The sequence below is a fragment of the Allobosea sp. genome, from assembly GCF_030694325.1.
Taxonomy (GTDB): Bacteria; Pseudomonadota; Alphaproteobacteria; order Rhizobiales; family Beijerinckiaceae; genus Allobosea.
This window is the reverse complement of the sequence record NZ_JAUXYO010000242.1, coordinates 16,875-43,868: the sequence shown is the minus strand read 5'-3', so window position 1 is coordinate 43,868 and position 26,994 is coordinate 16,875. Positions and strand designations below refer to the sequence as shown.

General features: G+C 67.5%; 24 protein-coding genes. 14 read left to right on the top strand and 10 right to left on the bottom strand.

From position 1 onward, the window contains the following. The 3 genes from Q8M82_RS16155 to Q8M82_RS16145 form a co-directional block, all read right to left on the bottom strand. The coding region (locus tag Q8M82_RS16155) for a TRAP transporter large permease (protein ID WP_305692349.1) at positions 1–1,264 on the bottom strand (1,264 nt) is incomplete at its 3' end. Continuing rightward, positions 1,159–1,704 carry a TRAP transporter small permease gene (locus Q8M82_RS16150; RefSeq protein ID WP_305692348.1) on the bottom strand — a complete coding sequence of 182 codons (546 nt, stop codon included), beginning with the start codon at positions 1,702–1,704 and terminating at the stop codon, positions 1,159–1,161. The genes Q8M82_RS16150 and Q8M82_RS16155, both read right to left, overlap by 106 nt. Before the next feature lie 182 nt (positions 1,705–1,886). Continuing rightward, on the bottom strand, positions 1,887–2,177 hold the full coding sequence (locus Q8M82_RS16145; protein ID WP_305692347.1) for a DUF1330 domain-containing protein: 291 nt from the start codon (positions 2,175–2,177) through the stop codon (positions 1,887–1,889). 203 nt (positions 2,178–2,380) lie between these two features. On the opposite strand from Q8M82_RS16145, the gene Q8M82_RS16140 reads away from it, so the two are divergent. The 9 genes from Q8M82_RS16140 to Q8M82_RS16100 all read left to right on the top strand — a co-directional run bounded on the left by Q8M82_RS16140 (position 2,381) and on the right by Q8M82_RS16100 (position 10,963). Beyond that, entirely contained in the window at positions 2,381–3,190 is an 810-nt protein-coding gene (locus tag Q8M82_RS16140; protein WP_305692346.1) for an IclR family transcriptional regulator, read from the top strand. Between the two features lie 327 nt (positions 3,191–3,517). After that, positions 3,518–4,273, top strand: a complete 756-nt coding sequence (locus Q8M82_RS16135; protein WP_305692345.1) for an SDR family NAD(P)-dependent oxidoreductase — start codon at positions 3,518–3,520, stop codon at positions 4,271–4,273. A gap of 103 nt (positions 4,274–4,376) precedes the next feature. Further along, positions 4,377–5,726: an oxygen-independent coproporphyrinogen III oxidase gene (hemN, locus tag Q8M82_RS16130; RefSeq protein ID WP_305692344.1), complete on the top strand. Its 1,350-nt coding sequence runs from the start codon at positions 4,377–4,379 to the stop codon at positions 5,724–5,726. 90 nt (positions 5,727–5,816) lie between these two features. Beyond that, a complete protein-coding gene (locus tag Q8M82_RS16125) occupies positions 5,817–6,536 on the top strand; it encodes a cupin domain-containing protein (protein WP_305692343.1) in 720 nt (239 codons plus the stop codon). Beyond that, positions 6,536–7,396, top strand: a complete 861-nt coding sequence (locus tag Q8M82_RS16120) for a GNAT family N-acetyltransferase (RefSeq protein WP_305692342.1) — start codon at positions 6,536–6,538, stop codon at positions 7,394–7,396. Before Q8M82_RS16125 ends, Q8M82_RS16120 begins: the two co-directional genes overlap by 1 nt. A 10-nt stretch (positions 7,397–7,406) precedes the next feature. Next, entirely contained in the window at positions 7,407–8,333 is a 927-nt protein-coding gene (locus Q8M82_RS16115; protein WP_305692341.1) for a 2-hydroxyacid dehydrogenase, read from the top strand. Between the two features lie 163 nt (positions 8,334–8,496). Beyond that, a complete protein-coding gene (locus tag Q8M82_RS16110) occupies positions 8,497–8,931 on the top strand; it encodes a helix-turn-helix transcriptional regulator (protein ID WP_305692340.1) in 435 nt (144 codons plus the stop codon). A 42-nt stretch (positions 8,932–8,973) separates the two neighbouring features. Beyond that, entirely contained in the window at positions 8,974–10,368 is a 1,395-nt protein-coding gene (locus Q8M82_RS16105) for an aminotransferase class III-fold pyridoxal phosphate-dependent enzyme (protein ID WP_305692339.1), read from the top strand. A gap of 118 nt (positions 10,369–10,486) precedes the next feature. After that, on the top strand, positions 10,487–10,963 hold the full coding sequence (locus Q8M82_RS16100; protein ID WP_210184465.1) for an Lrp/AsnC family transcriptional regulator: 477 nt from the start codon (positions 10,487–10,489) through the stop codon (positions 10,961–10,963). Between the two features lie 108 nt (positions 10,964–11,071). Here Q8M82_RS16100 and Q8M82_RS16095 read toward each other — a convergent pair whose 3' ends face one another. After that, positions 11,072–11,950 carry a GNAT family N-acetyltransferase gene (locus Q8M82_RS16095; protein WP_305692338.1) on the bottom strand — a complete coding sequence of 293 codons (879 nt, stop codon included), beginning with the start codon at positions 11,948–11,950 and terminating at the stop codon, positions 11,072–11,074. Positions 11,951–12,133: 183 nt separating this feature from the next. Here Q8M82_RS16095 and Q8M82_RS16090 point away from each other — a divergent pair, with 183 nt between their 5' ends. Next, entirely contained in the window at positions 12,134–13,411 is a 1,278-nt protein-coding gene (locus Q8M82_RS16090) for an NAD(P)/FAD-dependent oxidoreductase (protein WP_305692337.1), read from the top strand. Positions 13,412–13,567: 156 nt separating this feature from the next. Here the strand turns inward: Q8M82_RS16090 and Q8M82_RS16085 are convergent, their stop codons facing one another. The 5 genes from Q8M82_RS16085 to Q8M82_RS16065 form a co-directional block, all read right to left on the bottom strand. Then, a complete protein-coding gene (locus Q8M82_RS16085; protein WP_305692336.1) occupies positions 13,568–15,037 on the bottom strand; it encodes an aldehyde dehydrogenase family protein in 1,470 nt (489 codons plus the stop codon). A gap of 4 nt (positions 15,038–15,041) precedes the next feature. Then, positions 15,042–15,710, bottom strand: coding sequence for a haloacid dehalogenase type II (locus tag Q8M82_RS16080; protein WP_305692335.1), 669 nt, complete (start codon positions 15,708–15,710; stop codon positions 15,042–15,044). A gap of 336 nt (positions 15,711–16,046) precedes the next feature. Further along, positions 16,047–17,369, bottom strand: coding sequence for an NAD(P)/FAD-dependent oxidoreductase (locus Q8M82_RS16075; protein ID WP_305692334.1), 1,323 nt, complete (start codon positions 17,367–17,369; stop codon positions 16,047–16,049). 71 nt (positions 17,370–17,440) lie between these two features. After that, positions 17,441–18,784 carry an amidase gene (locus Q8M82_RS16070; protein WP_305692333.1) on the bottom strand — a complete coding sequence of 448 codons (1,344 nt, stop codon included), beginning with the start codon at positions 18,782–18,784 and terminating at the stop codon, positions 17,441–17,443. A gap of 248 nt (positions 18,785–19,032) precedes the next feature. Next, positions 19,033–20,367: an NAD(P)/FAD-dependent oxidoreductase gene (locus tag Q8M82_RS16065; protein WP_305692332.1), complete on the bottom strand. Its 1,335-nt coding sequence runs from the start codon at positions 20,365–20,367 to the stop codon at positions 19,033–19,035. Positions 20,368–20,599: 232 nt separating this feature from the next. Here Q8M82_RS16065 and Q8M82_RS16060 point away from each other — a divergent pair, with 232 nt between their 5' ends. Genes Q8M82_RS16060 through Q8M82_RS16045 form a run of 4 tightly spaced genes read left to right on the top strand, consistent with a single transcriptional unit; the run spans position 20,600 to position 24,911 of the window. Then, the gene (locus tag Q8M82_RS16060; RefSeq protein ID WP_305692331.1) at positions 20,600–22,291 is read left to right on the top strand and encodes a peptide ABC transporter substrate-binding protein; all 1,692 of its coding nucleotides are present in this window, start codon (positions 20,600–20,602) and stop codon (positions 22,289–22,291) included. Between the two features lie 51 nt (positions 22,292–22,342). After that, entirely contained in the window at positions 22,343–23,299 is a 957-nt protein-coding gene (locus Q8M82_RS16055; RefSeq protein ID WP_305692330.1) for an ABC transporter permease, read from the top strand. Continuing rightward, positions 23,296–24,186: an ABC transporter permease gene (locus Q8M82_RS16050; protein WP_305692329.1), complete on the top strand. Its 891-nt coding sequence runs from the start codon at positions 23,296–23,298 to the stop codon at positions 24,184–24,186. The genes Q8M82_RS16055 and Q8M82_RS16050 overlap by 4 nt, the downstream gene beginning before the upstream one ends. A gap of 11 nt (positions 24,187–24,197) precedes the next feature. Beyond that, positions 24,198–24,911, top strand: coding sequence for an MOSC domain-containing protein (locus tag Q8M82_RS16045; protein ID WP_305692328.1), 714 nt, complete (start codon positions 24,198–24,200; stop codon positions 24,909–24,911). Positions 24,912–25,023: 112 nt separating this feature from the next. Here Q8M82_RS16045 and Q8M82_RS16040 read toward each other — a convergent pair whose 3' ends face one another. Next, positions 25,024–26,994, bottom strand: a complete 1,971-nt coding sequence (locus tag Q8M82_RS16040) for a hydantoinase B/oxoprolinase family protein (protein ID WP_305692327.1) — start codon at positions 26,992–26,994, stop codon at positions 25,024–25,026.

Here is a 26,994-nt window from a genome sequence, read left to right as displayed (position 1 = left end):
AAACGCCACTGATTCCGCTCACCGTATTGAGGACGGTTCCGACGGGTGGCGTGATCAGGCCGACGGCGTTGACCATCATGAAGATGACCCCGAAATAGACCGGATCGATTCCGGCAGCCTTGACGATCGGCATGAGGATGGGGACCAAAATCGTGATGCACGGCGCGAAGTCGAGCGCAGTGCCGACGATGAAGACCACCAAGACGATCATCGCCATCAGCAGGATCGGGGACTCGATCAACGGACTGAGGATGCTGACGAGCTGGGCGGGCATGTTGGAGATCGTCAGCATGAAGCCGGAGATCATCGAGGCCGCGACCAGCAGCATGATCACCGCCGTCAGCCGCCCGGCGGCGAGCAGCGCATCGTAGAGCAGGCGCGGCGTCAGCTCGCGATAGACGCAGGTTCCCACAAACAGCGCATAGGCCGCTGCGACGACGCCGGCCTCGGTTGGCGTGAATATGCCGAAGCGCAGTCCCGCCAGGATGATCACCGGCATCATCAGTGCCCAGCCGGCGGCAATGATGATTTTCGGAAGGTCTCTACGCGGCACCTTGGGCCGCGCCACCGCCGTCTCCTTCTTGGAGAGGAACCACCAGGCAATCGTCAGGCTAAGGCCCATCATCAGCCCTGGCACAATTCCGGCGAAGAACAGACCGACGATCGAGATGTTTGCGGTGACGCCCAGAATGATGAAGCCGACAGACGGCGGGATGATGGGGGCAATAATGCCTGTTGCCGCCATCAAGCCCGAGGCTCGCCCCATGTGGTAACCGGCGTCCCGCATCAGCGGGACCAGCATGACAGCGAGCGTGGCCGTGTCCGCGATCGCTGATCCGGAGACGCTGGCCAGCACGAGGCCTGTTCCGATGACGACATAGCCAAGCCCGCCCCGGATGTGGCCGACGAGTGCAAGGGCCACGTTCACGATGCGGCGCGAGAGGCCGCCGGCATTCATGAGTTCACCCGCGATGAGGAAGAAGGGGATCGCCATCAGGGGATAGCTGTCGGCGCCATTGACGAGGCGCTGCGCCAGGATATTCGGATCCAGATTGCCCATCAGGAGCATCATCGCGATGCCCGACAGCATCAGCGCGAAGGCGATGGGAACCCCGATGGCCATGGCGCCGAGGAGCGAGCCGATGAAGACAAGACCGCTCACGATGTCTTCTCCGGCGTCAGCGTGGGAAGCACGACAGGAAGCGGCTCGACATGCGCCACCCCCGACCAGGGAGCGGGAAGGAGGCCCCGCAGAGCGCGCCACAGATCAAGAAGGAGGACGAGAGCCATCAGAATCGCGGCGACGAGCCCTGCCGCGTAAAGCGCGCCGACGGGAATTCCGGACAAGGCCAGGATGTTGCTCCACTCGATGACGGTGAGCGCCCAGCTACCTTCGGCCAAAAGCCAGCAGCACCACAGCATCAGCCCGTAGGACACGAGGAAGCAGGCCAGACGCGCCTTCTGCGGCAGCCGGACGACCAGCGACTCGACACCGAGATGCGCGCCCTTTGCTAAGGCGACCACTGATCCCATGAAGATGACCCAGACGAGGACGACGCGGGACACCTCGACGGCGAAGGGAATGCCCGAACTGAAGCCGTAGCGCAGCACCACATTGGCAAAGATCAGCAGGCTGATGACAGCCATGCCGAGGACGACGAAGAGGTCGAAAGCCTTGAACAGCCATCGCAATGCTGAGGACATGGGCGCTCCCGAAGGTTGCGCGCGCCCGCGGCGACTTTCGCCGCGCTCCGACGGTCATCGGCAAGCCTCAGGCGAAGCACGACCACCCAGGTGGTCGAGCGAGGCCAAGCTCAGCCTGTCAGTCGAACTGCGCGCCAGATGAAGGAGACAAACCCCCGCCGTGCGGACAGGGGCCTGGGATTTCAGACACCTTCGACCACGGCCAAGTGAGCCTTGGCGTGCTTCTCGCGGGCCTGAATTGCCACCTGATATTCGGGGGAGTTGTAGCAGGCGAGAGCGGTCTCGTAGTCTTTGAATTCGATCACGACCCAGCGGTTCGCCGATGGACCTTCCATGATCTGGCCCTGGCCCGCGCGAACGACAAAGGACGCTCCATACTTTTCGAAAGCGGCTTTGTTCAGAGCCATATAGCCTTTGTAACCTTCAAGGTCGGCAATGTCGACCAATGCAATCCAGTATCCCTTTTTCGACATTGCCTATCCTCCCAGATTATCTCTGCGTTTACTCACAGAGTATCGACGTCCATCACGGTCACATGCGGTTTTCCGGTGATTTCCGTTGATCGTCATCGATCAGCCAGCTAGAACCGAGATGCGAAAACTGCCTACAATGTGGACATTTTGTCCAATTATCTAACGGCCTTGATGCTGTGGTGTCAAGCTTCCGAGGAGACGTGATGAGCAAAGGTCAGCCGACAGAGGTGCGCGAGGACAAGGCGTCTGCTTCCGTGCAGGGAGCGGCCTCGTTCACGAAGTTCATGACAGTGCTGCAGATCATTGCCGACGCGCCCGGAGCTTTGAACATTGCCCAGTTGACGAAGCGCGCGCCCTTTCCCCGGGGCACGACCTATCGTCTCGTTTCCGCGCTCATCGCGGAGGGTCTGGTCACGCAGGCAGAGGACGGCGGCACGTTCCGGTTAGGGCCGCGTCTCCTTCAGTTCGCGGCAAAGACCTGGGAGGATTCCGATCTGCGGACGATTTCGAGGGATTTCCTCGTTTCGCTTCGCGACGCGACCGACGAGACGGTGCATCTCGCCGTGCCGAGCAACGGGCAAATGGTCTACATCGACAAACTCGTCGGCTCGAACAGGGTGCAGATGAAAACGAGCATCGGTGGCCAGGTCGAACTGCATTCGACCTCCGTGGGTAAGGCGTGGCTGTCTGGTTTGACCGACGAACGACTGAGGGACGTCCTCAAGGGCCTCGATCTGAAGCGCTACACCGCCAAGACTTATACGACGCCCGCTGGGCTCTTGGACGAATTGAAGCGGACGCGCGAGCAGGGATTCGCATTCGACGACGAGGAGAACGAGCCGGACATCCGCTGTTTCGGTAGCCCGATCTTCAACCGCGCACGGGAGCCGGTCGGCGCGGTCAGCATCAGCATGCCGGTCTACCGGCATGACGAGCGGCGCCACGAACTATGCGGAAGGCTAGTCCGTGAAACGGCTCGACTGATCAGCGCGGAATTATCCAGAATACTGTAACGCCGCTTCGATACAGCTGTGCGACAAGCACAGCGTCGGAGCTCAACGCGTCACCAGCCCGGACGGGCTCCACAACCGCCGGAAACGAACTCAGCGCTGGACAAAAACGGAGGGCAACGTCACGGGAGTTGCGAACCGGAGTCGCCCCGCGTTCAGTGACCGCGGACGTCGGAGGCTTGAGCTCGTGCCCCTTGCGCAAAAGAGATGCCTGATGAAATCATAGAGCGATTTCAATCGTATCAGTATTCGCAGACTTGTCCGGCCCGGCCCACCCCGCCCTCGAACCGCCAATTCGGTCCGAGACCACAGCAAAGGTTCCTTCTGCCGATGGTCTCCCTTGAGCGCATCCATCTCGTCACCGGTGCGGCGAGCGGAATCGGCCGGGCGACCGCGCTGCGGCTGGCAGGGCCCGGCGTCGGGCTCGTGCTGCATACGGGCTCGAACGAGGCCGGGCTCGCGGCGGTCGCGGCCGCGGCAGGCGAGGCGGGCGCCGTCGTCGCCACCCTGATGGGGGACATCGCCGAGGCCGCGACCGCGGAGCGCGCGGTGGCGCTGGCCGATCAGCGCTTCGGCCGTCTCGACGCCATCGCCGCCGTGGCGGGTCATGCCCGCAAGGGCGGCATCATGGATCTGGCCGAGGCGGAACTGCGCGGTGCCGTCGAGGATTCCGTCGTCGCGCTGCTGCGGCTGGCCCGGCTGGCGCGCCCTCTGCTCAAGGCCGGCGGCAGCGGGCGCATCGTCGCGACCTCCTCCTTCGTCGCGCATGCGCTGCGCACCGACATGCAGCCTTTCGCCGCGACCGCCGCGAGCCGCGCCGCGCTCGAGACCACCGTGCGGCTGATGGCGCATGAGTTGGCGCCCGACGGCATCACGGTGAACGCGGTCGCGCCCGGGCTGATCCGCAAGGACGAGGGCAAGGGCAGCAAGCTTTCCGCCGAGGCGATCGCGCGGATGGAAGCGATCATCCCGATGGGGCGGCGCGGCCTTCCGGAGGAGGTCGCTGCCGCGATCGCTTTTCTCGCCTCGACGGAGGCGTCCTACATCACCGGCCAGACGCTGCATGTCGATGGCGGGCTGGTCTGAGTCGCTGAGCCGGCGCCGCGACTTGCTCTAGCGCAAAGACGGGCGCGCGGCGCCGCTTATGTTTCTCCGCCGAGCCGGTCGACCGGCGCAGGGGGAAACGGCCGTGCAAGCGCCTGGGACGAGCTATCTCGACGAACGCCTGCCGCGCTATACGAGCTATCCGACGGCACCGCACTTCGCTGCGGATGTCGACGGCGATTGCTACGGCGACTGGCTTTCGGCGCTGCCCTCGACGGCCAAGGGCTCGCTCTATCTGCATGTCCCGTTCTGCCGGTCGATGTGCTGGTATTGCGGCTGCCACACGACGGTGGCGCTCCGCGATTCGCCGATCGGCGCCTATCTGAGTGTCCTGCGCCAGGAGATCGAGGCGCTCGCGGCGCGTCTGCGGACGCCGCTGGACGTGCGCCATGTCCATTTCGGCGGGGGCACGCCGACCATCCTGGCGCCGGAGGATTTCGTCGATCTCGTCGCGCTGTTGCGGGCGCGCTTCTCGCTACACCCAGAAGCCGAGATCGCCGTCGAGATCGACCCGCGCCATCTCTCGCCGGCGATGATCGAGGCGCTGCGTGAGGCCGGGGTTAACCGCGCCAGCCTCGGTGTGCAGAGCTTCGATCCGGACGTCCAGCGCGCGATCAACCGGGTCCAGAGCGTCGATCGGACCGCCGCGGTCATCGCGCAACTGCGCGAGGCCGGCATCGGCGGGGTCAATCTCGATCTGATCTACGGACTGCCGCGCCAGAGCACGGCCTCCTGCATCGAGACGGTCGAGCATTGCCTGGCGATGGCGCCGGACCGGTTCTCGATCTTCGGCTATGCCCATGTGCCGGACTTCAAGAAGCACCAGCAGCGGATTGCGCTGGCGGATCTGCCCGATGGCGCGGCACGTCACGAGCAGGCGGAGGCGATGGCGCAGCACCTCGTCGCGGCCGGGTATGTGCGCATCGGTCTCGATCATTTCGCCCGACCCGGCGACGAGATGGCGCAGGCGCTCGGCAGCGGGCAGCTGCGGCGCAATTTCCAAGGCTATACCACCGATGGCTGCGAGGCGCTGATCGGCTTCGGCGCCTCCGCGATCGGGCGGCTGCCGCAGGGCTACGTCCAGAACGAGGTCGTCACCGGCCGCTATGGCGAGCGCGTCCGCGAGGGAGGGCTGGCGACGGTGCGTGGCTACCGACTCAGCGACGACGACCGGCTGCGGGCCGACCTGATCGAGCGGCTGATGTGCGACCTTTCGGTCGATGTCGAGGCGGTCTGCGCGCGCCATGGCGCCGATCCGGAGCAGTTGGCGCCGTCGATTGCCCGGCTCGCGCCGCTGGTTCAGGACGGGATGGTGGATCAGGACGGTACCGTCATCCGCTTGCCGGAGCGGGCACGGCTCCTGGTGCGCAAGGTCGCCTCGGCCTTCGACGCGCATATCGACCAGCCGGCGCGGCGTTACAGCCGGGCCGTCTGAGAGGGGACCGAAAAGATAGTGCAATCCCTCAGAGCCTGAATGCCTTAGCGGCTGGACGCTCCGAAACGACAGCGACGGACCGCCCCGCCCATGACGACGCCCGCCCTCGTGATGCTCCACCGCGCGATGTCCGCGCCGCCCGCCTCCGCCCCAGGCCAGGGGCTCGGCCCGGCCGATCCCTTCGCGGCGGGCCGCGAGATCGCCTGGCGGTCGGAGGCCGCGGCTGCCGGCAGATGCGCCTTTTCGGGCACCGTCGCGATCGCCGCCTTCCCGCATACCGAGACGCTGGTGGTGCTGGCGGGCGAACTGACGCTGTCGGTCGAGGGCGCGCCCGCGCTCACCGTCGGGGCTCACGCAGCGGTGGTGATCGGGCGCGGCACGAAATTGCGTGTCGAGGCGGCACCGGGCAGCTTCTTCGCCTTCCATGCGCAGACGGCCGGCATGAGCGCGTTGCCGGGTGCGACGCCGATCACCCGGGATCTGCCGCTGTCGCCCTCGACGCCACCGTCTCCCGAGGTTCTTCTCGGTCCGGCGCCGCAATGCCGCAGCCACAATGTCTTCACCGACGAGGCGGTTCAGCTTCGCGCGGGCCTGTGGGATTCGACACCCTATGCCCGGATCTCGCGGCCGCACCGCCTGGCCGAGCTGATGCACATCCTGGAGGGTTCGGTCGATCTCACCATGGCGGACGGCACCGTCCTCACCGTGGCTAAGGGCGAGACCGTCTTCGTGCCGCAGGGCGCGCCCTGTGCCTGGACCAGCCGCGTGCATGTGGCGAAGGTCTACGTCGTTCAGGAGAGCGTCGGCTGATGGGCGACACGCTGATCCGGGAAGCGGCCCTGCTGCGCGACATCAAGCCGGCCGTTGCCGCCGCCGGTGCCGGTCTGGCCCGTGCGGTGGGCTGGCCGCACCGCGTCGAGGACTGGGCGATGGCGATCGGGCTTGGTCGCGGGGTGGTCGCGACGGTCGGTGAGGAGGTGGTGGCGACGGCGCTGTGGTGGCCCTATGGCGAGGATCATGCGACGCTCGGCATGATCATCGTCTCTCCGGAGCATCAGGGCGGCGGCCTCGGGCGGCGGCTGATGCAGGCCCTGCTCGCGCAGACGGAGGGGCGCTCGCTCCTGCTGAACGCCACCGTTCCCGGCCAGCCGCTCTACGAGAAGCTCGGATTCGTCGTCTACGGAGCGATCCGCCAATATCAGGGCGAGGTCGGCGCCGATCCCATCCTCGCTCTCGTCGATGGCACCACGCTCCGCCCGGCTGCGCTGGCCGATCTACCGGTGCTGGAACAACTCGACCAGGCGGCCACAGGCCTGCCGCGCGGGCGGCTGCTGCGGGCGGTGCTGGAGGCGGGCGAGGGGACCGTGCTGATGCGCGGCGGCGAGGTCGCAGGCTTCAGCATGGTGCGCCGCTTCGGTCGGGGCCTCGTGATCGGTCCCGTGGTGGCCGCGGACCTCGCGGATGCGCGGGCGCTGCTGGCGCATGGCTTGCAGGCGCGGCAGGGTCAGTTCGTGCGGGTGGATGTCGATGACGGCTCGTCGCTCGCCGAGATGGTGATGGCAGCGGGGCTGAAGCCGGTCGACAGCGTCAACAGCATGGTGCGCGGCAGCCTGCCGCGGCCGGCGGGACCTGTGCGTCGCTATACGCTGGCCAGCCAGGCACTGGGCTGAGGGGACAGGAATGGCACTGCTCTACAAATCGGACCCCGCCCGCGGCGCTGAATGGGCCAAGATTCTCGCCGAGAAGGCGCCGGATCTTCCCTTCCGGATCTGGCCTGATATCGGCGATCCGGCGGAAATCCGCTATTTCGTCGCCTGGATGCCGCCGGACGACCTGGCCGAGCGCTTTCCCAATCTCGAATTGCTGATGTCCTCGGGGGCCGGGGTCGACCATCTCGATCTGTCGAAGCTGCCGCCGGACCTGCCGGTGGCGCGCATGATCGAGAGCGGGATCGTCGACGGCATGGTCGAATATGTCTCGATGGCGGTGCTCGGGCTGCATCGCGACCTGATCGACTATGTCGGCCAGCAGCGGGCCGAGATATGGCAGCAGATCCGGGTTCGGCCGGCCTCGACGCGGCGCGTCGGCGTGCTCGGGCTCGGCATGCTGGGCGAGGCCTGCTGCCGGATGCTGAGGACGCTCGGCTTCCAGGTCTCCGGCTGGAGCCGCTCCGGGCGCGAGATCGAGGACGTGAACTGCTTTGCAGGCACGCAGACCCTGCCGGATTTTTTGGGCCGTACCGACATCCTCGTCTGCCTGCTGCCTCTGACGGAGGAGACGCGCGGCATGCTCGGCGCGGAACTCTTTGCGCAACTGCCGAAGGGCGCGCGGCTCGTCAATGTCGGCCGGGGCGGGCATCTTGACCAGGAGGCGCTGCTGGCAGCCCTCGAGAGCGGCCAGATCTCGGCCGCGGTGCTCGATGTCTGCACGCCCGAGCCGCTGACGCCTGGCCACCCGCTCTGGAGCCATCCCAAGGTGCTGCTGACCCCGCATGTCGCCAGCATGACCCAGCCGGAGACGGCCGTGGATCTCGTGTTGGAGAATCTGCGTCGGCACAAGGCGGGGGAGCCTCTGCTGGGCGCGGTCGACCGCAAGCGCGGCTACTGAGCCGCCGCTCCGCCTTCCCCAGGGCGAAGCACGATCTGCTGCCGGCGGTGGCGAATTGGGCAGGTCGTGTCACGACGGGCGCCCAACGCCGCGCCGACAGGGCTCGGGCCCGGTCTAACCTTTGGCCAGGATGAAGACACCATCCGCGGAGGTCGAAAGGTCCATGCACGAGCCCGTCCCGGTCGAGCCAGCCCTGCACGAGAGCGGGATGACGGTGTCCGCGCTGCCCGCCAGCCATGGCATCCGGCGCGCGCTGGGGCATATCGAGCGCCATTTCACCGATGCGATCTATCTCGAAGATCTCGCGGCGCTGGCGGGCCTGAGTGTCTGCCGCTTCGTGACGGTGTTCCGGCGCCAGGTCGGGCTGACGCCGCATCGCTATATCTGCCATCGCCGGATCGGCTATGCGAAGCGGCTGCTGCGTGACGGTGTGCCGATGGCGCTGGCGGCGTCGGAAGCCGGGTTCTTCGACCAGAGCCATTTCTCGCGCCATTTCAAAAACATCTGCGGTATGACCCCCGGGCGCTATCTGCGCGAGATGGGTGGGATGCCGCGGCGGCGACCGGGGTCCGAGGCCTCGCTCCAGAGCGCCGCCTGAACCTCACGAAGCCACCATCGATCTGCGCCGCAGGAGCCTGCCATGACCGTCAATTCGCTCGAAGCGCTCGACCGCCTCCATTGGGTCCATCCCGTCGCCAACTGGGCCGGGCACGAGAAACGCGGCGTCACCATCATGAAGTCGGCCAAGGGCGCCTTCATCACGGATTCGGAAGGGCACGAGCTGATCGACGGCTTCGCCGGGCTGTGGTGCGTCAATGTCGGCTACGGGCATGAGAGCATCGTCGAGGCCGCCGCAGCGCAGATGCGCGAACTGCCCTATGCGACCGGCTATTTCTCCTTCGGCAGCGAGCCCGCGATCCGGCTCGCCGCCAAGCTCGCCGAACTCCTGCCGGGCGACCTCAACCACATCTATTTCTCGCTGGGCGGTTCGGACGCGATCGATGGCGCGCTGCGGCTGATCCAGTTCTACTACAACGTCACCGGACGGCCGACGAAGAAGGCGATCCTCTCGCTCGAGCGCGGCTATCACGGCTCGAGTTCGACCGGGGCCGGCGTCACCGCGCTGCCGGCCTTCCATGCGAATTTCGACTTCCCGGCCCATGTCCGGCACTATGTCGCGGCACCTTACGCCTATCGCAATCCGACGGGCTCCGACGACGCCTCGGTGATCGCGGCCAGCGTCGCCTCGCTGCGCGCCAAGGTCGCGGAACTGGGCGCGGACAATGTCGCAGCCTTCTTCTGCGAGCCGGTGGTCGGCTCGGGCGGCGTGATCGTGCCGCCGAAGGGCTGGCTCAAGGCGATGCGTGACACGGCCACTGAGCTCGACATCCTCTTCCTCGCCGACGAGGTCATCACCGGCTTCGGCCGGACGGGGCCGATGTTCGCCTGCGAGGGGGAGGGCGTCGTGCCCGATCTGATGACGATGGCGAAGGGGCTGACCTCCGGCTACGCGCCGCTCGGCGCGCTCGCCTTCGGCGAAAAGATCTATCGCGGCATCAAGGACAACGCACCCGAGGGCGGCCCGGTCGGCCATGGCCAGACCTATTCCGGCCATCCGGTTTCGGCCGCAGTCGCGCTCGAAGTGCTTCGGCTCTACGACGAGGGCGGCATCCTGGCCAATGGCCAGCGCGTCGGCGCCTATTTCGAGAAGAAGCTCGCGACTCTGGCCGACCATCCGCTCGTCGGCGAAGTGCGGGCGCGCGGCCTTCTGGCCGGGATCGAGCTCGTCGCCGACAAGGCGAGCAAGGAAAAGCTGCCGCGCAGCGTCAAGCTGGCCGACCATCTCTTCGCCCGCGGTTACGCCAACGGCGTGATCTTCCGCGCCTTTGCCGACGACATCATCGGGCTCGCGCCGCCGCTCTGCTGCAGCGAGAGCGAGATCGACCTGATCGTTTCGCGTCTGTGCCAGACGCTCGACGACATGCTCGATCTGCCGGAGGTTCAGGCCGCGCTGGTCACCGCCAAGGCAGCGTGAGGGCGGCGTGATCCTTGCTTTGCCCGGAGGCGCCGACGGTCTAGGTTGACGCGACGGCGGCGGCTCCGCGAGGGCCGCGCGCCGGGGTTGGGGTGAGGCTTTCGACGTGACACCGGGCGTGCGGCTCGACCGCATCGACATGAAGATCCTGATCGAGCTGCAGAACAACAGCCGGATCACCAACGTCAATCTGGCCGATGCGGTCGGCCTTTCGCCGAGTCCCTGCCTGCTGCGGGTCAAGCGGCTGGAGCAGGCGGGGTTCATCTCCGGCTATGGCGCGACGATCAACCTGCAGAAGCTCGGCGAGACGATCACCGTCTTCACCGAGGTGACGCTGGCCGACCACACCAAGGAGTATTTCATCCGCTTCGAGACGGCGCTGCGCCGGGTCGACGAGGTGGTGGAGTGCCACATGGTCAGCGGCGGCTACGATTATCTCGTCAAGTTCGTCACCCGAGGCCTGACGCATTACCAGTCGCTGATCGAGACCCTGCTCGACCGCAATATCGGCATCTCCAAATATTTCAGCTATGTCGTGATCAAGTCGCCGATCCAGAAGCCGGGATATCCGCTGCCGGTGCTCTTCGACGTGTGAGCGATCCGGGTCTCTGACCCGTCATTGCGAGCGCCGCGAAGCAATCCAGCCGGCCGCCCGCTCGACGTCCCCTGGATTGCTTCGCTGCGCTCGCAATGACGGGTGGGCTCAGCCCAGCGCCTGGTTGACCAGTCCGTAGATGCGCGCGCAGCCGCTTGGGCCATGTGCCCTTCCACGGATCATCGGGGTGACCGTGTCGAAGATCGTCAGGCCGCAGGATTCGAGGAAGGCGCCGAAGGCGCCCTGTTCCTGGGCGGTGTCGACGCGCAGGAAGGCGCCCTGATGGGCCTCGACATGCGGCGTGAGCAGGGCGATCGCCATCGCGTCATCCTCCGCGACGATCGGTCCGACGACATGGCCGCGGCCGAACGGGCGGCAAAGCGCGAAGCCGACGACCGCGCCATCGCGCTCCACGAGCGTGCCCACCGAGGCCAAAAGCAGTGCTGCGGCGATAGCCTGCCGCCGGTCGGCGCCATAGGCGCTTGCATCAAGGGCTGCGAGCGCATCGAGATCGCCGGGAACGACCTGGCGCAGGCCGGGCGCGGCGGCGACAGGCCCATGGGGCGGCAGAGCCTTGCCCTGATGCTGGAAGATGCGGCCGATCGGCTCGAAGCCGAGCGAGCGGTAGAGCCTGTAGCCCGCCTTGGTCGAGGTCAGGCGCAGATCGCGGGAGCCGGTCTGCGCAAAGATCATCTCCATCAGTTCGCGCCCGGCGCCTTGCGCCTGCAGCCGCGGCGAGGTGATGACCATGCCGACGGTCGCGAAGCGCTCGCCGAAGGGCCACCACATCGCCGAGCCCAGCACCCGCCCAATCGCGTCGCAAGCGACGATGCCGTGGCCGAGCCCGATAACGAGGCGCCAGTCCTCCGGACGATGCGGCCAGCCGACGCCGATCGACAGCTGATGCAACTGGTCGAGATCGGATTCCGCCATCGGCCTGATGGCGATCTCGTAGCCGAGCCGGCGCTTTGCCGTTTTGTAAGCCAAGGCCTGTGCCTCACGGGAAGTCCCGATCATAGGGCCGCGGAGGCTGCTCGGGAATAGCATAATTCATACAATACAGCAGGTTAGGGTCGTGCAAGCTGCGTGTTCCCCGCCCCGGCGCGGTTGCCTCGCGCGCTTGCGCGCGGGCGCCGGCCGGGCCCTGCTTCCAACCGAGGCCGATTTGCGATGAAGCTCGAACCCTTTTGGCTGGCCTCCGCGCCGCGCTTCACGTCCGGTTCGACGGAACCCCTCGAAGGGCAGGTCGATGTCGCGGTGATCGGGGGCGGCTTCACCGGTCTCTCGGCGGCGCGCAGCCTGGCGAAGGCAGGGGCGCGCGTCGCCGTGCTGGAAGCAGGGCGCGTCGTCGGCGAGGCCTCGGGCCGCAATGGCGGCCATTGCAACAACGGCCTCGCGCATGATCTCGGCGGGCTGGCGATGCAGATCGGCATCGAGCGGGCGAGCGCGCTCTATCGCGTCTTCGACGCCGGCGTTGACACGGTCGAGGCGCTGGTGAGGGAGGAGGCGATCGACTGCGACTTCACCCGCACCGGCAAGATCAAGCTCGCGGCCAAACCGGGGCATTTCGCCAAGCTGCAGAAGAGCGCCGAGCTGCTCAAGGCCACCGTCGAGCCCGACCTCGCGGTGGTGGCGCCAGGCGATGTCCAGAGCGAGATCGGCTCGTCCGGCTTTCATGGCGGGCTCGTCTTCCCGCGCAGCGGCCATATGCATATGGGCCGTTTCGGCGTCGGATTGGCGGAGGCCGCGGCCCGCGCAGGGGCGCAAATTCATGAAGGCGCTGCTGTAACGTCGCTCCAGCGGATCGCCGGGCAGGCGCATCGCGTCGTCACGACGCGCGGGGCGCTCGAGGCCAAGCAGGTGCTGCTCGCGACCGGCGCTTCGCGGCAGGGGCCTTTCGCCTGGCTGCGCCGGCGCATCGTGCCGGTTGGCAGCTTCATCATCGCGACAGAGCCGCTCTCGGACAATCTCGCCGCCTCGATCATGCCGACGCGCCGGACCGCGACGACGACGATGAACATCGGCAACTACTTCCGGCTGACGCCCGACAACCGCCTGATCTTCGGCGGGCGGGCGCGGTTCGCCCTGTCGAGCCCGGCATCGGACGCCAAGAGCGGCGGCATCCTGAAGGCGCGGATGCTGGAGCTGTTCCCGCAGCTCGCTCAGACGCGGATCGACTATTGCTGGGGCGGGCTCGTCGACATGACCGCCGACCGGCTGCCGCGGGCCGGCGAGCGCGAAGGCGTGTTCTACGCCACCGGCTATAGCGGCCACGGCACGCAGATGTCGGTGCATATGGGGCAGATCATGGCGCGGGTGATGGGCGGCGATGCGGCGGCCAACCCGCTCGCCGGGCTCGACTGGCCGGTGGTGCCCGGCCATTTTGGCCCGCCCTGGTTCCTGCCCTTCGTCGGGATGTACTACAAATATCAGGACTGGCGGCACTGAGGAGGTTCCTGCCGACCCTCAGCCCTCATCCTGAGGAGCGGGCGAACGCCCGCGTCTCGAAGGATGGTTCAGGAGGTTCCGGCACCCTCTGAAGCATCCTTCGAGACGCCGCTGCGCGGCTCGTCAGGATGAGGGCCGCAGAAGCCTGAACGGTGGTCACCCGCCGATGTCGATCAACACCGTTTTGTGGCGCAGATTGGCCTCCACCGCTTGGCGGCCGAGGTCCTTGCCGATGCCGGCGGTCTTGTAGCCGCCGGTCGGCAGGATGAAGTCGAGCGTGCGACTGTAGCGGTTGATCCAGACGGTGCCGGCCTTCAGCGCGCGCATGGCGCGCAGGCCACGGCCGAGATCGGCGGTGTAGACGCCGGCCGCGAGCCCGTATTCGGGGTGGTCGGCGAGGCTCAGCCCCTCGGCCTCGTCGTCGAAGGCCTGGATGGTCAGCACCGGCCCGAAGATCTCCTCGCGCACCGCCGCCGTCTGCGCGGTCACACCGGCGAGCAGCGTCGGCTGGTAGAAGGCCCCACCATGACCCTCGATGCGCCCGCCGCCGAGCAGGCATTCCGCGCCCTGCCCCCTGCTGCGGGCGAGGATGTCGTCGATGCGCCGCGCCTGCGTCTCCGAGATGATCGGCGCATAGCCCGTCGCGGCCTTCCAGGTCGGGCCGGGCGCGACCGTGGCCAGCCGCGCCTGCAGCCGCGCCACCAGCTCGTCCATCACGGAACGCTGAACGATCAGCCGCGAGCCGGCGACGCAGGCCTGGCCGGCATTGGCGAGCAGGGAGCCCGCGATGCAGGCGGCGGCCCTGTCGAGATCGGCATCGGCGAAGACGAGTTGCGGGCTCTTGCCGCCGAGCTCCAGCGTCACCGGCTTGATGCCGGTTTCGGCGGCGGCCTTCATCACAGCGATGCCGGTGCGGGTCGAGCCGGTGAAGGAGAGCTTGGCGATCCCGGGGTGTCGCGAGAGCGCATCGCCGGTGACGACGCCATTGCCCTGGACGACGTTGAAGATGCCGGCGGGGATGCCGGCCTCGACGGCGAGTTCCGCCAGCCGCAGGGTGGAGTACGGCGTCAGCTCCGAGGGCTTCAGCACGATGGCGTTGCCGGCGGCGAGCGCCGGGCCGACCTTCCAGGAGGCCATGCTGAGCGGGAAATTCCAGGGCGTGATCGCGCCGACGACGCCATAGGGCTCCGAGACGATCAGGCCGAGATGGTCATGCCGAGTGGCCGCGACCTCGCCGCCTAGCTTGTCGGCCCATTCGGAGAAGAAGCGGATGCCCTCGGCAACGCTGGCGACGTCGCCCGTGACCGCCTGCGCGATGGGCCGCGTCGAGCCAACAGCCTCGAGCCGGCCGAGTTCGACCGCGCGCTCCTCGATCAGATCGGCCCAGCGCCGCAGGGCGCGGGCGCGCTCGCGTGGCGGCTGCGTCGCCCAGCCGCTCGCCGCGACCGCCTTCGTCGCATCGGTGACGGCGCGGTCGACGGTCTCGGCATCGGCGATCGGCAGATCGGCGTAAGTCGCGCCGTCAGACGGTCGCGAGACGGCGATCCGCTCGCCCGCCTCGACGACCTCGCCGCCGATATAGTGGCCGGTCGAGAAGGCGATCGAGTCCGGCGCGAAATCGGTCATCGGTTCAGAGCCCGACCAGAGCCGGCAGGCCGCCGATGTCCTTGATCTCATGCGTGCTGTAATAGGGGTTCGACGGCTCGTGGCCGCGATTGACGAAGACGCGGGCGGCGATCTTCATGTCATAGGCGGTCATCTGGTCGTAGCGGAAGCTGGACGAGCAGTGCATCACGTCCTGCGGCCCGCAGCCGAGCTGGTCGAACATGTATTCGAAGGCCTGCATGCGGGGCTTGTAGGCCTGGGCCTCTTGCGCCGTGTAGGCGGCATGGAAGGGCGCGCCGAGCTTCGCCACGGAATGCGGGATGAGGTCGGTCATCGAGTTCGAGAGGATGACGAGGGGAATGTCCTTCGCCACCTTGGCCAAGCCGGCCGGAACGTCCGGATGCGGACCCCAGGTCGGGATCTCGTCGATGATTGCCTGGGCGTCGGCCGGGTCATAAGCGAAGCCGTGCAGTTTGCAGGTGCGCGCGACGGCGCTGCGCACGACGTCGGGATAGGGCTTCCAGGGGCCGAGCACCTCGTCGAGACGATAGCTGCTGAAATCCTCGACGAAGGCGTCCATCTGTGCCGGCGACAGGCGCGATCCGTAGACGCGACGCGCGGCTGGCCCCATCTCGAAATAGATCAGGGTGCCGTAGCAGTCGAAGGTGATGAATTTCGGCCGCCAGATGGTCATGGTCCGCTCGCTCTCTCGAAAGGGCGGACATCGCCGCCGATGAGCCAAGACTAGCGGGAGGGTGCGACGTCGGGCGCGGATTTGCGGGCCGGCGGCCCAAGATTCTGCCGATCGACCCGGCATCGGCAGCACGGATTGCCATGCTGGTAGCGGGTAGCCTGTCCGTCTTTCCGGGGCGCCGTGCAGCGGCGAGCCCGGAACTCATATCCGCCGTCGCGTCAGAACTCGGCGCGATGCGGCCGCTTCATCCTCGGGGCCGTGGTGTTCATGGGTTCCGGGCTCAGGCCTGCGGCCTGCCCCGGAATGACCGGCGCAGAGACAGAGTCAGTGGGCGCCTCAGAACTCGCCGACCTCGCCCTGCGACCCGTCGAGAAGGCGGGCATGGCGGAAGGGGCGGGGGTCGACGATCGGGGTGTCGCCGGTGGCGAGATCGGCGGCGAGATGGCCGGCGCCGGGGCCCAGCCCGAAGCCGTGGCCGCTGAGGCCGGCGGCCAGGACGAGGCCCTTTAGCCCGACGGTCGGCGAGATCACCGGCACGGCATCGGGCGTCGAGTCGATATAGCTGCCCCAGCTTTCCCGCACGGCGACGCTGCGCAGCGCCGGAACCAGCGCATGGGCGCGCTCCAGCAGCGTCGCGATCGCCTTGCGGCTGGGCGCGGGATCGAGCACGCGGATGCGCTCGAACGGGGTTTCCTTGTCCAGCGTCCAGCCGCCCAGGGCTTCCGGCCCGTGGAAGAAGGAAGAACCGATGCCGAACTCGACCGCCTTCAGCCGCTTGACGAACATTGGCATGAACTGGCGGGCGAAGCGGATGCCCTGCGGCGTCAATTCGAGCGTGCCCTTGCCGCTGATGGCGATGGTGTAGCTGCCGTCGAGCCGGCGGGTCAGGGCGATCTCGGGCGTGTAGAAGGCGTCGAGCCAGGCCGGCGCCACTTCCGTGCGCAGGCTCGTGACGCGGACGCTGGCCTGCGGGAAGACGACGCCGTGATGGCGGCAGAAGCCCGAGGCCCAGGCGCCGCCCGCCAGGATGACCGACTGGGTGCGGATCGTACCCTTCTCGGTCACGACGCCGGTGACGGTGCCGTTGGTCACGTCGAGCCCGCGCGCGGCGCAGCCCTGATGGATCGTCGCGCCATGCTGGCGGGCGCCCAGAGCGAGCACCGGCGCGGCAAGCGCCGGCTCGGCCTTGCCATCGGTCACGGAATGCACGCCGCCGAGCCAGTTGCGGCCGGTGCCCGCCGTCATGGCGGAGGCTTCCGGCCCGGTCAGCATCCGCGTCTCGACGCCGAACTGCTTCGCCGTTTCGCGCCAGCGCTCCCATTGGGCGATCTGCGCGGCGTCATTGGTGGCATAGACGAGCCCGCAGCGGCGGAAGCCGGTATCCTCGCCGATCTCGCTGGCAAGTGCGTCCCACAGCTCCATGGAGCGGATCGCAAGCGGGAGTTCTCGCGCATCGCGGTTCTGCTGGCGGCACCAGCCCCAGTTACGGCTCGACTGCTCCCCGCCGACGACGCCTTTCTCGACGAGGGCCACCGAGCGGCCGCGCTTGGCCAGGACATAGGCCGCCGCCGCGCCGACGATGCCACCGCCGATGACGACGACATCCGCCTCAGCCGGCAGGGCGGCGTCGCTGGCGATGGGCTTGATGGTGGGGCTCATGGCGTGTCTCCGGCAGATCCAGGCCGGACCACTAGCGGCGTTCGGCGCCGCTGCCTTGGATCATTTTCGCATCAGGCGGCCAATGCCGCCTCGACGGAGGCGGCGATCGCGAACAGAGCCGCGTCGCCACCGGTTTCGCCCATCAGCATCAGGCCGACGGGCGCTTCGCCCGGGCGGTTGCAGGGCAGGCTGATGGCACAGCGGTCGAGGAAGTTGCCGAGGCTCGGATTGCGCAGCAAAAGCGCATTGAGGCGGTAGTATTCCGCGTCCTCGGCCAGTTCGGCGATGCGCGGGGGCACGATCGGACAGGTCGGCATCAGCAGCGCGTCGAAGGGTGCAGTCAGCGCGTCCATCGCCGCGACGATGCGACGGCGTGCTGCGGTCAGGGCAACGTAGTCGGCGGCCGTCATCGTCGCACCGGCTTCGATGCGGCTGCGTACGCGCGGATCGTAGAGTTCGGCCTTCGCGGCCAGCAGATCGCGATGCCAGTCATAGGATTCCGGGCCGGTGAAGCCGCCGCGGCTCATCGCGGGGGCGATGTCGAGCAGGGCTGAGAACGAGACTTCGCTGACCTGTGCGCCCTGCGCGGACAGCGTCGCGATGGCTCGCTCGAAGGCGGCCGCGACGGTCGCGTCCATGCCGTCGCGCATGATCTCGCGGGGAATGGCGAGGCGCAGGCCGGCGAGCGGGCGCGGCGTCGGCAGGGCAGGGACTTCTCCGGCGAGGATCGCATCGACAATGGTGCAGCAGGCGACGCTGGCGCCGAGCGGGCCGAGCGAATCGAGGCTGCCCGAGAGCGTCACGACGCCGTCGAGCGGCACGCGTCGCGCGGTCGGCTTGTAGCCGACGATGCCGCAGAGCGCGGCGGGAATGCGGCAGGAGCCGCCCGTGTCGCTGCCGAGCGCAACCACCGCCATGCCGTCGGCCACCGCCACCGCCGAGCCGGAGGAGGAGCCGCCGGGGATGCGGGCTGCGGCGCGGTCCCACGGGCTGAGCGGCGTGCCGTAATGCGGGTTGGCGCCGATGCCGGAATAGGCGAACTCGGTCATGTTGGTGCGGCCGACGGGGATGAAGCCGGCCGCCAGCATGCGCGCCACCGTCGGGGCGTGGACTTTCGCCCGAGGGGCGTTAGCGAGCGCGCGCGAGCCCGCCGTCGTGACCTCGCCGGCAACATCGAACAGATCCTTCACGGCGAAGGGGATGCCGGCATAGCGCGATGGCGCGCGACCGGCCTTGCGCAGGGCGTCATGGGCATCGGCCGAGATACGAGCGGCTTCGGCTGAAACGGAGATGAAGGCGCGGGCGCCTTCACCCGCCGGCTCGGCGATCTGCGCCAGGCAGTCCTCGACCAGAGCGCGCGACGTGGTGGCGCCGCTCGCGAGCGCCTCGGCGCAGCCTTGCACGGTCCGCAGCATGATCGTCTCTCCGGTTGGATTCGAGCCTTTTCGCTTAGCGAGGGCTACCGCGGAAATCCATGCCGCACCGGCCGTTCTGGCATCCTCGCGTCATCCCGGGCGGAGCGAAGCGGAGACCCGGGATCCATGCCTGAGCCTCTCCCGGACGCGCTCCGGCATGGATCCCGGATCGGCGCCGCTGTCGCAGCTTGTCCGGGATGACGTCGCGTGTAATCCAAGATGGTGGAGGGGAGGACCCCACGCCGTACTCACATCAGCCCGGGTTCGCCCAGATCCGAACCGTCGACAAGGCGGCTGTAGCGATAGGGGTGGGGATCGACGATGGGGGCGTCGCCGGCGATGAGGTCGGCCGCGAGCTTGCCAGCCGCCGGGCCGACGCCGAAGCCGTGGCCGCTGAAGCCGGCCGAGACATAGAGGCCCGGCAGCTTGTCGATGGGCGAGATCACCGGCACCCAGTCGGGCGTGAAGTCGATCAGCCCGCCATATTTCTGCACGATCTTCACATCGGCGAGCTGCGGATAGATCTCGGCGATGCGCTTGAGCGCGAAGGAGATCAGCTTCTCCTGCGGCGGCGGATCGAAGGTGCGCATCCGCTCGAAGGGCGAGACGCTGTCGTTGCTCCAGCGCATCAGCGCCTCGGGGCCGGCGAAGAAGGTCTTGTCCGCGGTGATCGTGAGAAGCTTGTGGCGCTTCTTGAAGGTCCGCCAGAACGGCCTCGCATACATCATGCCCTGCGGGCTGAGCCGCAGCAGGCCCCGCCCACTGATGCCGATGGTGTAGCCGCCGTCGAGCCGGCGCCGGAAGGTGACGTCGGGCGTCGAGATGCCGCCCTCGGTGATCGGCGGGCCGGAGATCGGCGCGGTGAAGAAGGAGGTCGACTGGACGCCGGCGAGCGGCATGTCGATGCCGTGATGGCGGCAGAACATCGAGGTCCAGACGCCGCCGGCGACGAGCACGCTGCTGGTCCTGATTGTGCCTTTTTCGGTCACGACGGCCGACACCCGGCCGGCCGAGGTCTCGAGGCCGCGGGCCGCGCAGTCCTGGTGGATGGTGACGCCGAGCCTGCGCGCGGCTTCGGCGAAGGCGGGAACCGCCAGGGACGGCTCGGCCTTGCCGTCGCCGGGGGAATGCACGCCGCCGATCCAGTTCTCGGCCGAGCCCGGCGACATCTCCTTCGCCTCGGCGGCGGAGAGCACGCGGCTGTGCATCTGCATCTCGCGGGCCTTGTCGATCCAGCCCGACCAGGCGGCGAGGTCAGACGGCTTGGTCGTGACATAGACGAGGCCGGTGTGGCGGAAGCCGGTGTCGGCGCCGAGCTCCTCGTTCATGCCCTTCCACATTTCGAGCGCGCGCTGGGCGAGGGGAAGTTCGCGCAGGTCCCGGTTCTGCTGGCGGCACCAGCCCCAGTTCCGGCTCGACTGTTCGCCGGCGACATAGCCCTTCTCGACCACCGCGACCGAATGGCCCTTCTTCGCGAGATTGTAGGCTGCGGTGATGCCGGCGACGCCACCGCCGATGACGACGACGTCGGCTTGAGCGGGCAGCGTCTCGTCGCTGTGGATGCGTGTGACCGGGGGCGACATGGCAGCGTTCGATCCTTCGGCATGGGCCGGAAACGGGGCCTCGATAGCACCGCATCGCGGCAGAAGCCTATGCCAAAGGCGTGCCGTCAAACGGCATAATCTGTGCACCTGCCCGCGGTCATCGGCGTCCGATACCGCCGACGTTGCCTAGCGTGAGGGGAGGGCCGACAATCGGCCAACCGTCATCGCCTGCCGCAGAAGCAGGCTCGTCGCTCATAAAGAGGGGTTTCCAATGACCAAGATATCCGACGGCAGCGTGACGTCCGCTTTCCCGATGCCCGCGATCCACCGCCGCGACATGCTCGCGCTCGGCGCCGGCGGCCTGCTCGCGGCGACGGGGCTGGGCAGTGCCCGCGCCCAGACCAAAGCGGCCCCGCCACCGCCGTCCAAACCCACCGGGCAGGTCGTCGTCGGCCTGTCGCAGGAGCCGACCGCCTTCAACCCGCTGATGCCGGGCATCGAGGTCGACGAGACGGTCTGGATGCAGATCTTCAACACGATGTGGGTGGCCGATCCCAAAGGCAATCTCATGCCCGACCTCGCGCGGGAGATACCCAGCGAAGCCAATGGCGGGATCTCCGAGGGCGGTCTCGCCTGGAAGGTCAAGCTGCGTCCCGGCGTCACCTGGCATGACGGCACGCCTTTCACGGCAGAGGACGTCAAGTACACGCTCGAGTTGATCAACGCGCCGGGCTTCAAGGCCCGTACCCGCGTCGGCCATGCCTTCGTAAAGGACATCAAGGTCACCGGACCGCTGGAGATTTCCTGGCGGATGGAGAAGGCCTATGCGCCCTATCTGGCGCTGCTGTCCAACACCTTCATCGTGCCCAAGCACATTCTCGAAAAGGCGGCCGACCCGAACACCGCGCCGTTCAACCAGACGCCCGTCGGTACCGGCCCGTTCAAATGGGGCACGCGCACGCCCGGCGACAACATCCAGCTCGTCGCCAACGACAAGTTCCACGGCAAGGGCCCCTATCTGGAGCGCGCCGTCCTCAAATACGTGCCCGACCAGACCGCGCTCTATGCGCAGTTCCGCACCGGCCAAGTCGACCTGATCATCGGTACCGGCATCCCGGCCAATTTCTATGCCGAGGCGGTCAAGCTGCCGGGCCGCAAGGTCGTGAAGATCCCCAGCGCCTCGCTGGAAATGCTGATGCCGAATCTCGAGCATCCCGTCTTGAAGGACAAGGCGGTGCGCAAGGCGCTCTACGCCTCGCTGAACAAGCAGGCGATCATCGACATCATCTATTACGGTCTCCACATCCCCACCGAATCCTTCACGCCTCAGGATTCCTGGGCCTACAACCCCAACCTCCCCAAGCACGTCTACGATCCTGCCCTCGCCAACAAGATCCTCGACGAGGCCGGCTGGAAGCGCTCGGGCTCGGGCACGCGGATGAAGGACGGCGTCCCGCTGACCTTTGCCGTCTCGACGACGACCGGCGCGGCGCTGCGCGAGCAGGCCCAGCAGCTGATGATGCAGGACTGGGCCCAGATCGGCGCCAAGATGACGATCAACAACATGCCGGCTGCGGTGATCTGGGGCGAGTTCTACACGCGCTCGAAATTCGAATCGCTGATCGTCGGCACCGCCTTCCGTACCGTGATCGATCCCGATCCGGCGGCGCGCTTCGCCTCCGATGCGATCCCGGCCAAGAACGGCAGCGGCGCCAACCAGATGCAGTGGCAGAACGCCGAGGTCGACAAGCTGCTGAAGGACGGACAGACCACCTTCGACCAGGAGAAGCGCAAGGCGATCTACTGGAAGCTGCAGGAGATCGCCCGCGAGGAACTGCCGATCCTGCCGATCTACCAGTACGCCCCCGTCGAGGGCTACAAGGAAGGCCTGATCGGCTACGAGCCCAACGTCAACGCCCGCCAGAACACCTGGAACATGGGCAGCTGGTACTGGGCGCGCTGAGACCATGACGCGCCCCCGCCCGGACCTCTCCACCGCGAAGCCGAGCGCGCCATGAGCGGCTTTCTTCTGCAAAGACTGATGCAGGCGATCCTGCTGCTGCTGATCGTCTCGATGATCGGCTTTGCGATCCTGCATCTGGCTCCGGGCGGGCCGCTGTCGCAATTCGCGGCCGGCGGCGAGATGAACCAGGAGGATCTCGACCGCATCATCGAGCAGCTCGGGCTGAACCGGCCTCTGCCGGTTCAGTATGCCGAGTGGCTCTGGCGCATGCTGAGCGGCGATTGGGGCCTGTCCTATCGCGACCAGCAGCCGGTGCTGCACATCATCGCCGGCCATCTCGGGCCGACGCTGGAGCTGATGCTGAGCTCGACGCTGCTCGCCATGCTGATCGGCGCCTGGATCGGCATCATCGGCGCGGTGAAGCGTTATTCGCTGTTCGACAGCATCGCCACGATCGGCACGATGATCGCGCTGTCGATTCCGACCTTCTGGTTCGGACTCGTCGTGATCTACGTCTTCTCGGTCGGGCTCGGCTGGCTGCCCTCGGGCAACCGCTTCACCATCGGCGACGGCTCCTTCCTGAACCGGCTGCACCACCTGGTCGGGCCCTGCATCGTTCTGGCGCTGGTCTCGACCGCGGTCTGGAGCCGCTACATGCGCTCCTCGATGCTCGACGTCATCAACCAGGACTTCGTCCGCACGGCCCGTGCCAAGGGTGTGCCGGAACGGCAGATCCTGATGAAGCATGTGCTGCGCAATGCGCTGCTGCCGATGATCACGATCACCGGCCTGCATGTGCCCTCGCTGCTCTCGGGCGCGCTCGTCACCGAGACGGTCTTCACCTGGCCCGGCATGGGGCGGCTCTTCCTCGATTCGATCAGCTATCGCGACTATCCGGTGGTGATGGGCATCCTGATGTTCACCGCCGTCATGGTGCTGCTCGGCAGTCTGCTCGCCGATCTGCTCTACGGAGTCGCCGATCCCCGCATCGCGAGGAGCGGCCGATGAGTCTCGATCCGACGCTCGACGCTCTGCCCGCCCGCGCGGAGGGCTTCTGGAACAGCCGCGGCATGCGCCGCTTCCGGCGGCACAAGCTCGCGGTCTTCGGAGCGGTGACGATCATCCTGATGACGCTCGCCTGCGTCTTCGGGCCGATGCTGCTGCCTTACAGCGACACCTTCATCGACATCCGGCAGCGTTTCGCGCCACCCTTCTCGGGACCGCATATCCTCGGGACCGATCCGCTTGGGCGCGACATCCTGGCGAGACTGCTGATGGCGGGGCGGATCTCGCTGGCCGTCGGCTTCTGCGCGATGGTGCTGGCGATGGGGATCGGCATCGCGGTCGGTGTCGCGGCGGGTTATTATCAGGGCGTGATCGGCGCGGCGCTGATGCGCTTCGTCGACGCGATGCTGTGCTTCCCGACGATCTTCCTGCTGCTGGCGATCTCGGCGCTGATCCAGCCTTCCGTGCCGTCGATCGTGATGCTGATCGCGATGACCTCCTGGATGGAGGTCGCCCGCGTCGTCGAGGCCCAGATCCGCTCGCTGCGGACGCGGGAATTCGCGCAGGCGGCGGTCGCCATGGGCTCGAGCAACATCCGCATCATGGTGCGCGAGCTCCTGCCCAACGCGATCGCGCCGATCGTGGTCGCGGCCACGCTGAACGTCGCCCATGCGATCCTGGCCGAGAGCTACATCTCTTTCCTCGGCTACGGCATCCAGCCACCGACGCCGAGCTGGGGCAACATGCTCGAGAACGCGCAGAGCTATCTGACGAGCGCGCCCTGGCTCGCCATCATCCCCGGCGCCGCGATCACGCTGGCGGTGACGAGTTTCAACTTCGTCGGCGACGGCCTGCGCGACGCTCTCGATCCGCGCATGGACCTGCCGTGACGGAGACTGCCGTGACGGGATCGGTCGCGTCGCTCTGGCGCTATCCGGTCAGTTCGATGGGCGGGGAGCGGCTGGAGACGGCGCCGGTCGGCCCGGCGGGCATCGTGGGTGACCGCCTCTGGGGCCTGCTCGACGCGCAGACGGGGCGGATCGCCTCGCCCGGCCGCGAGAAGCACTTCATCGAGGTGCCGCGCGGCCATGCCCGCTTCACCGGCGAGGGCGTCGCGATCACTGCCGATGGCGAGAGCTGGGCAGGCCCCGACGATCCGAAAACGATCGAGGCGCTGTCGGCGGTCTTCGGGTTCCGGCCGCTGCTGAAGCCCTTCGATCCCGTTCCCGGCGAGGGCTTCCGGCCGCGCTACGAGCATGCGCCGCTGCATCTCATCACCACGGCCGCGATGCGCAGTCTCGGGCGCGACCATCCCGAGAGCGTCATCGACGAACGGCGCTTTCGCCCCAGTGTCGTCGTAGACTGGCCGGACGAGGCGGACGCGATGCCGGAGCAGGGCTGGATCGGCCGGGAGATCCGGATCGGCGAGGTCGTGCTGAGGGGCAGCGAGCCCTGCGGGCGCTGCGGCTTCATCACCCTCGAACAGGAGGGGCTGCCGCTCGATGTCGAGCTGCTGCGAACGATCGTGAAGCGCTACGGACGCAATTTCGGGATCTATTGCGACGTGGTGGCGCCCGGTGAGATTCGGGCCGGAGATGTGGTGAGCCTATCGTAGCTCCCAGGCTTGCGAGGCCTTTCCGCGTCATTGCGAACGCAGCGAAGCAATCCAGACGGGTTCGCTCGACGGCTCCTGGATTGCTTCGCTGCGCTCGCAATGACGGTGCGGCTCAAACGACCTCCGGCACCTGCGGATAGTCGCGCCGCACGGCTGTGAAGGCGGCGGAGACATCGCCGCCATTCTCCACCTCGCGCATTGCGGCGAAGAGCTTGGTCTTGACGAAGAAGCGCCAATGGACCGGCAGGGCCGCGAGCAGCCGCGTCAGGGCGTCGTAATTGCCCTTCGTCCAGAGGCGCTCGAAGACGTCGCGCTCCGGGCCGAAATGGAAATGGGTCGTATGGACCTCCTTGCGCATCTCGGCCCGCAGGGCCGCCGTCGCCTCGGCATCGACGACGCCGTCGGTGATCACCACGCCGTAGCGCGCTTTCGCCGCTTCAACCCCGACATAGCCGCGCTCGACATCGAGCCGCACCCGCTCCGGCTCGCGCTCCAGCGGGCAGCCGCGCCCGCCGCCGCCCGGTGAATGGATGTGGATGACGTCGCCGGGCTCGGCGATGGCAATATCGGTGTTGCCGAGGATGCGTTCGCCGGCCCGGCCGGGGTTGATGATGAAGTTCGAGGTTTCGGCGCTAAGCCCGCCGAGCGTGCCCCAGGGGCGGAAGATCGAACGGTCGCGGTTGCGCACGGTGATGCGCGAGTTCGGCGAGAAGACCTTGAACTCCATCACGGTGGCGAGCCCGCCGCGCCAGCGGCCGGGGCCGCCCGAATCCGGCAGCAGGCCATAGCGGGTGAACTGGATCGGCACCTCGGTCTCGGTGATCTCGATCGGCGTGTTCTTGAGATAGGCGGCGTCCGCGCCCGAGCCATTGGTGCCGTCGCGATGGGGCATGCCGCCGCCGCCGCCGACGACCGGGTTGATCGCGGCGATGACGCTGCGATGCGTGCGCTCGTCGGTGGTCATGACGTTGACGATCGAGCTGGAGCCCGCCGGCGCGGCGGGCATGCGCTCGGGCACCGCGAGGCTGAAGGCGCCGAAGACCAGGCTGCGCAGCCTTGCGCAGGTCAGGCTGCGCATGCCGACGGCGGCCGGGAAGGTCGGGTTCAGCACCGTGCCTTCGGGCGCGATGCAGGTGAAGGGTCGGGTCAGGCCGGAGTTGAGCAGGATCTGCGGGTTCAGCGTGTAGAGGACGTAGTAGACGCCGACGAGCAGCAGGGTGTGACGAGGGTCGGAGCCTGTGGGCACGTTGAGCGAGGAGCCGAGCTGCGGGTCGGAACCGGTGAAGTCGAGGATCGCCTCGTCGCCCTTGATGGTCAGCGTCAGCTTCAGCCGGCAGGGATTGCCGTCGACGCCGTCCTCGTCGGCATAGTCGGCGAAGACATATTCGCCGTCCGGCATCCCGCGCAGGATGTCGCGGGCCTGATGCTCGGCATAGTTCATCAGCCCGTCGAGACCGTCCATGAAGCCCTTCGCGCCGAACTTCCGGACCATCGCCAGGATCTTGCGCTCGCCGGTGTTGAGCGCGCCGGCGAGCGCCTTCAGGTCACCCATGTTGAGGGCGGGCTTGCGGACGTTCATCGTCATGATCCGCAGGATCGTCTCGTCGAAGGCGCCGTCGCGCATCAGCGTCATCGGCGGGAAGCGGATGCCCTCCTGGTGGATCTCCGTCAGCGAGCGGGAGAGCGAGGCCGGCACGGCGCCGCCCATGTCCGTGTTGTGGACATGGCCGCCGACGAAGCAGACGATCTCGCCCTCGTGGAAGATCGGCTTCCACAGATGCGTGTCGGGCGCGTGGGTGGCGAGATAGCCGCTATAGGGGTCGTTGGTGAAGGCGATGTCGCCGGGCCGGTATTCGTCGACGAGCTCGATCGCGCGGTTGTAGTTCATGCCCGGATACCAGGTCGCGCCCAGATCCATCGGCACGGCGACGACGCGGCCGGTCCGGTCCATCACCATCACGGTGAAGTCCTCGGTCTCCTTGACGAAGGTCGAGTGGGCCGTGCGATAGAGCGTGTAGGCCATGTTCTCGGCCGCCGCGCGGCAGTGGTTCGCCAGAACCTGCAAGGTGATCTTGTCGACCAT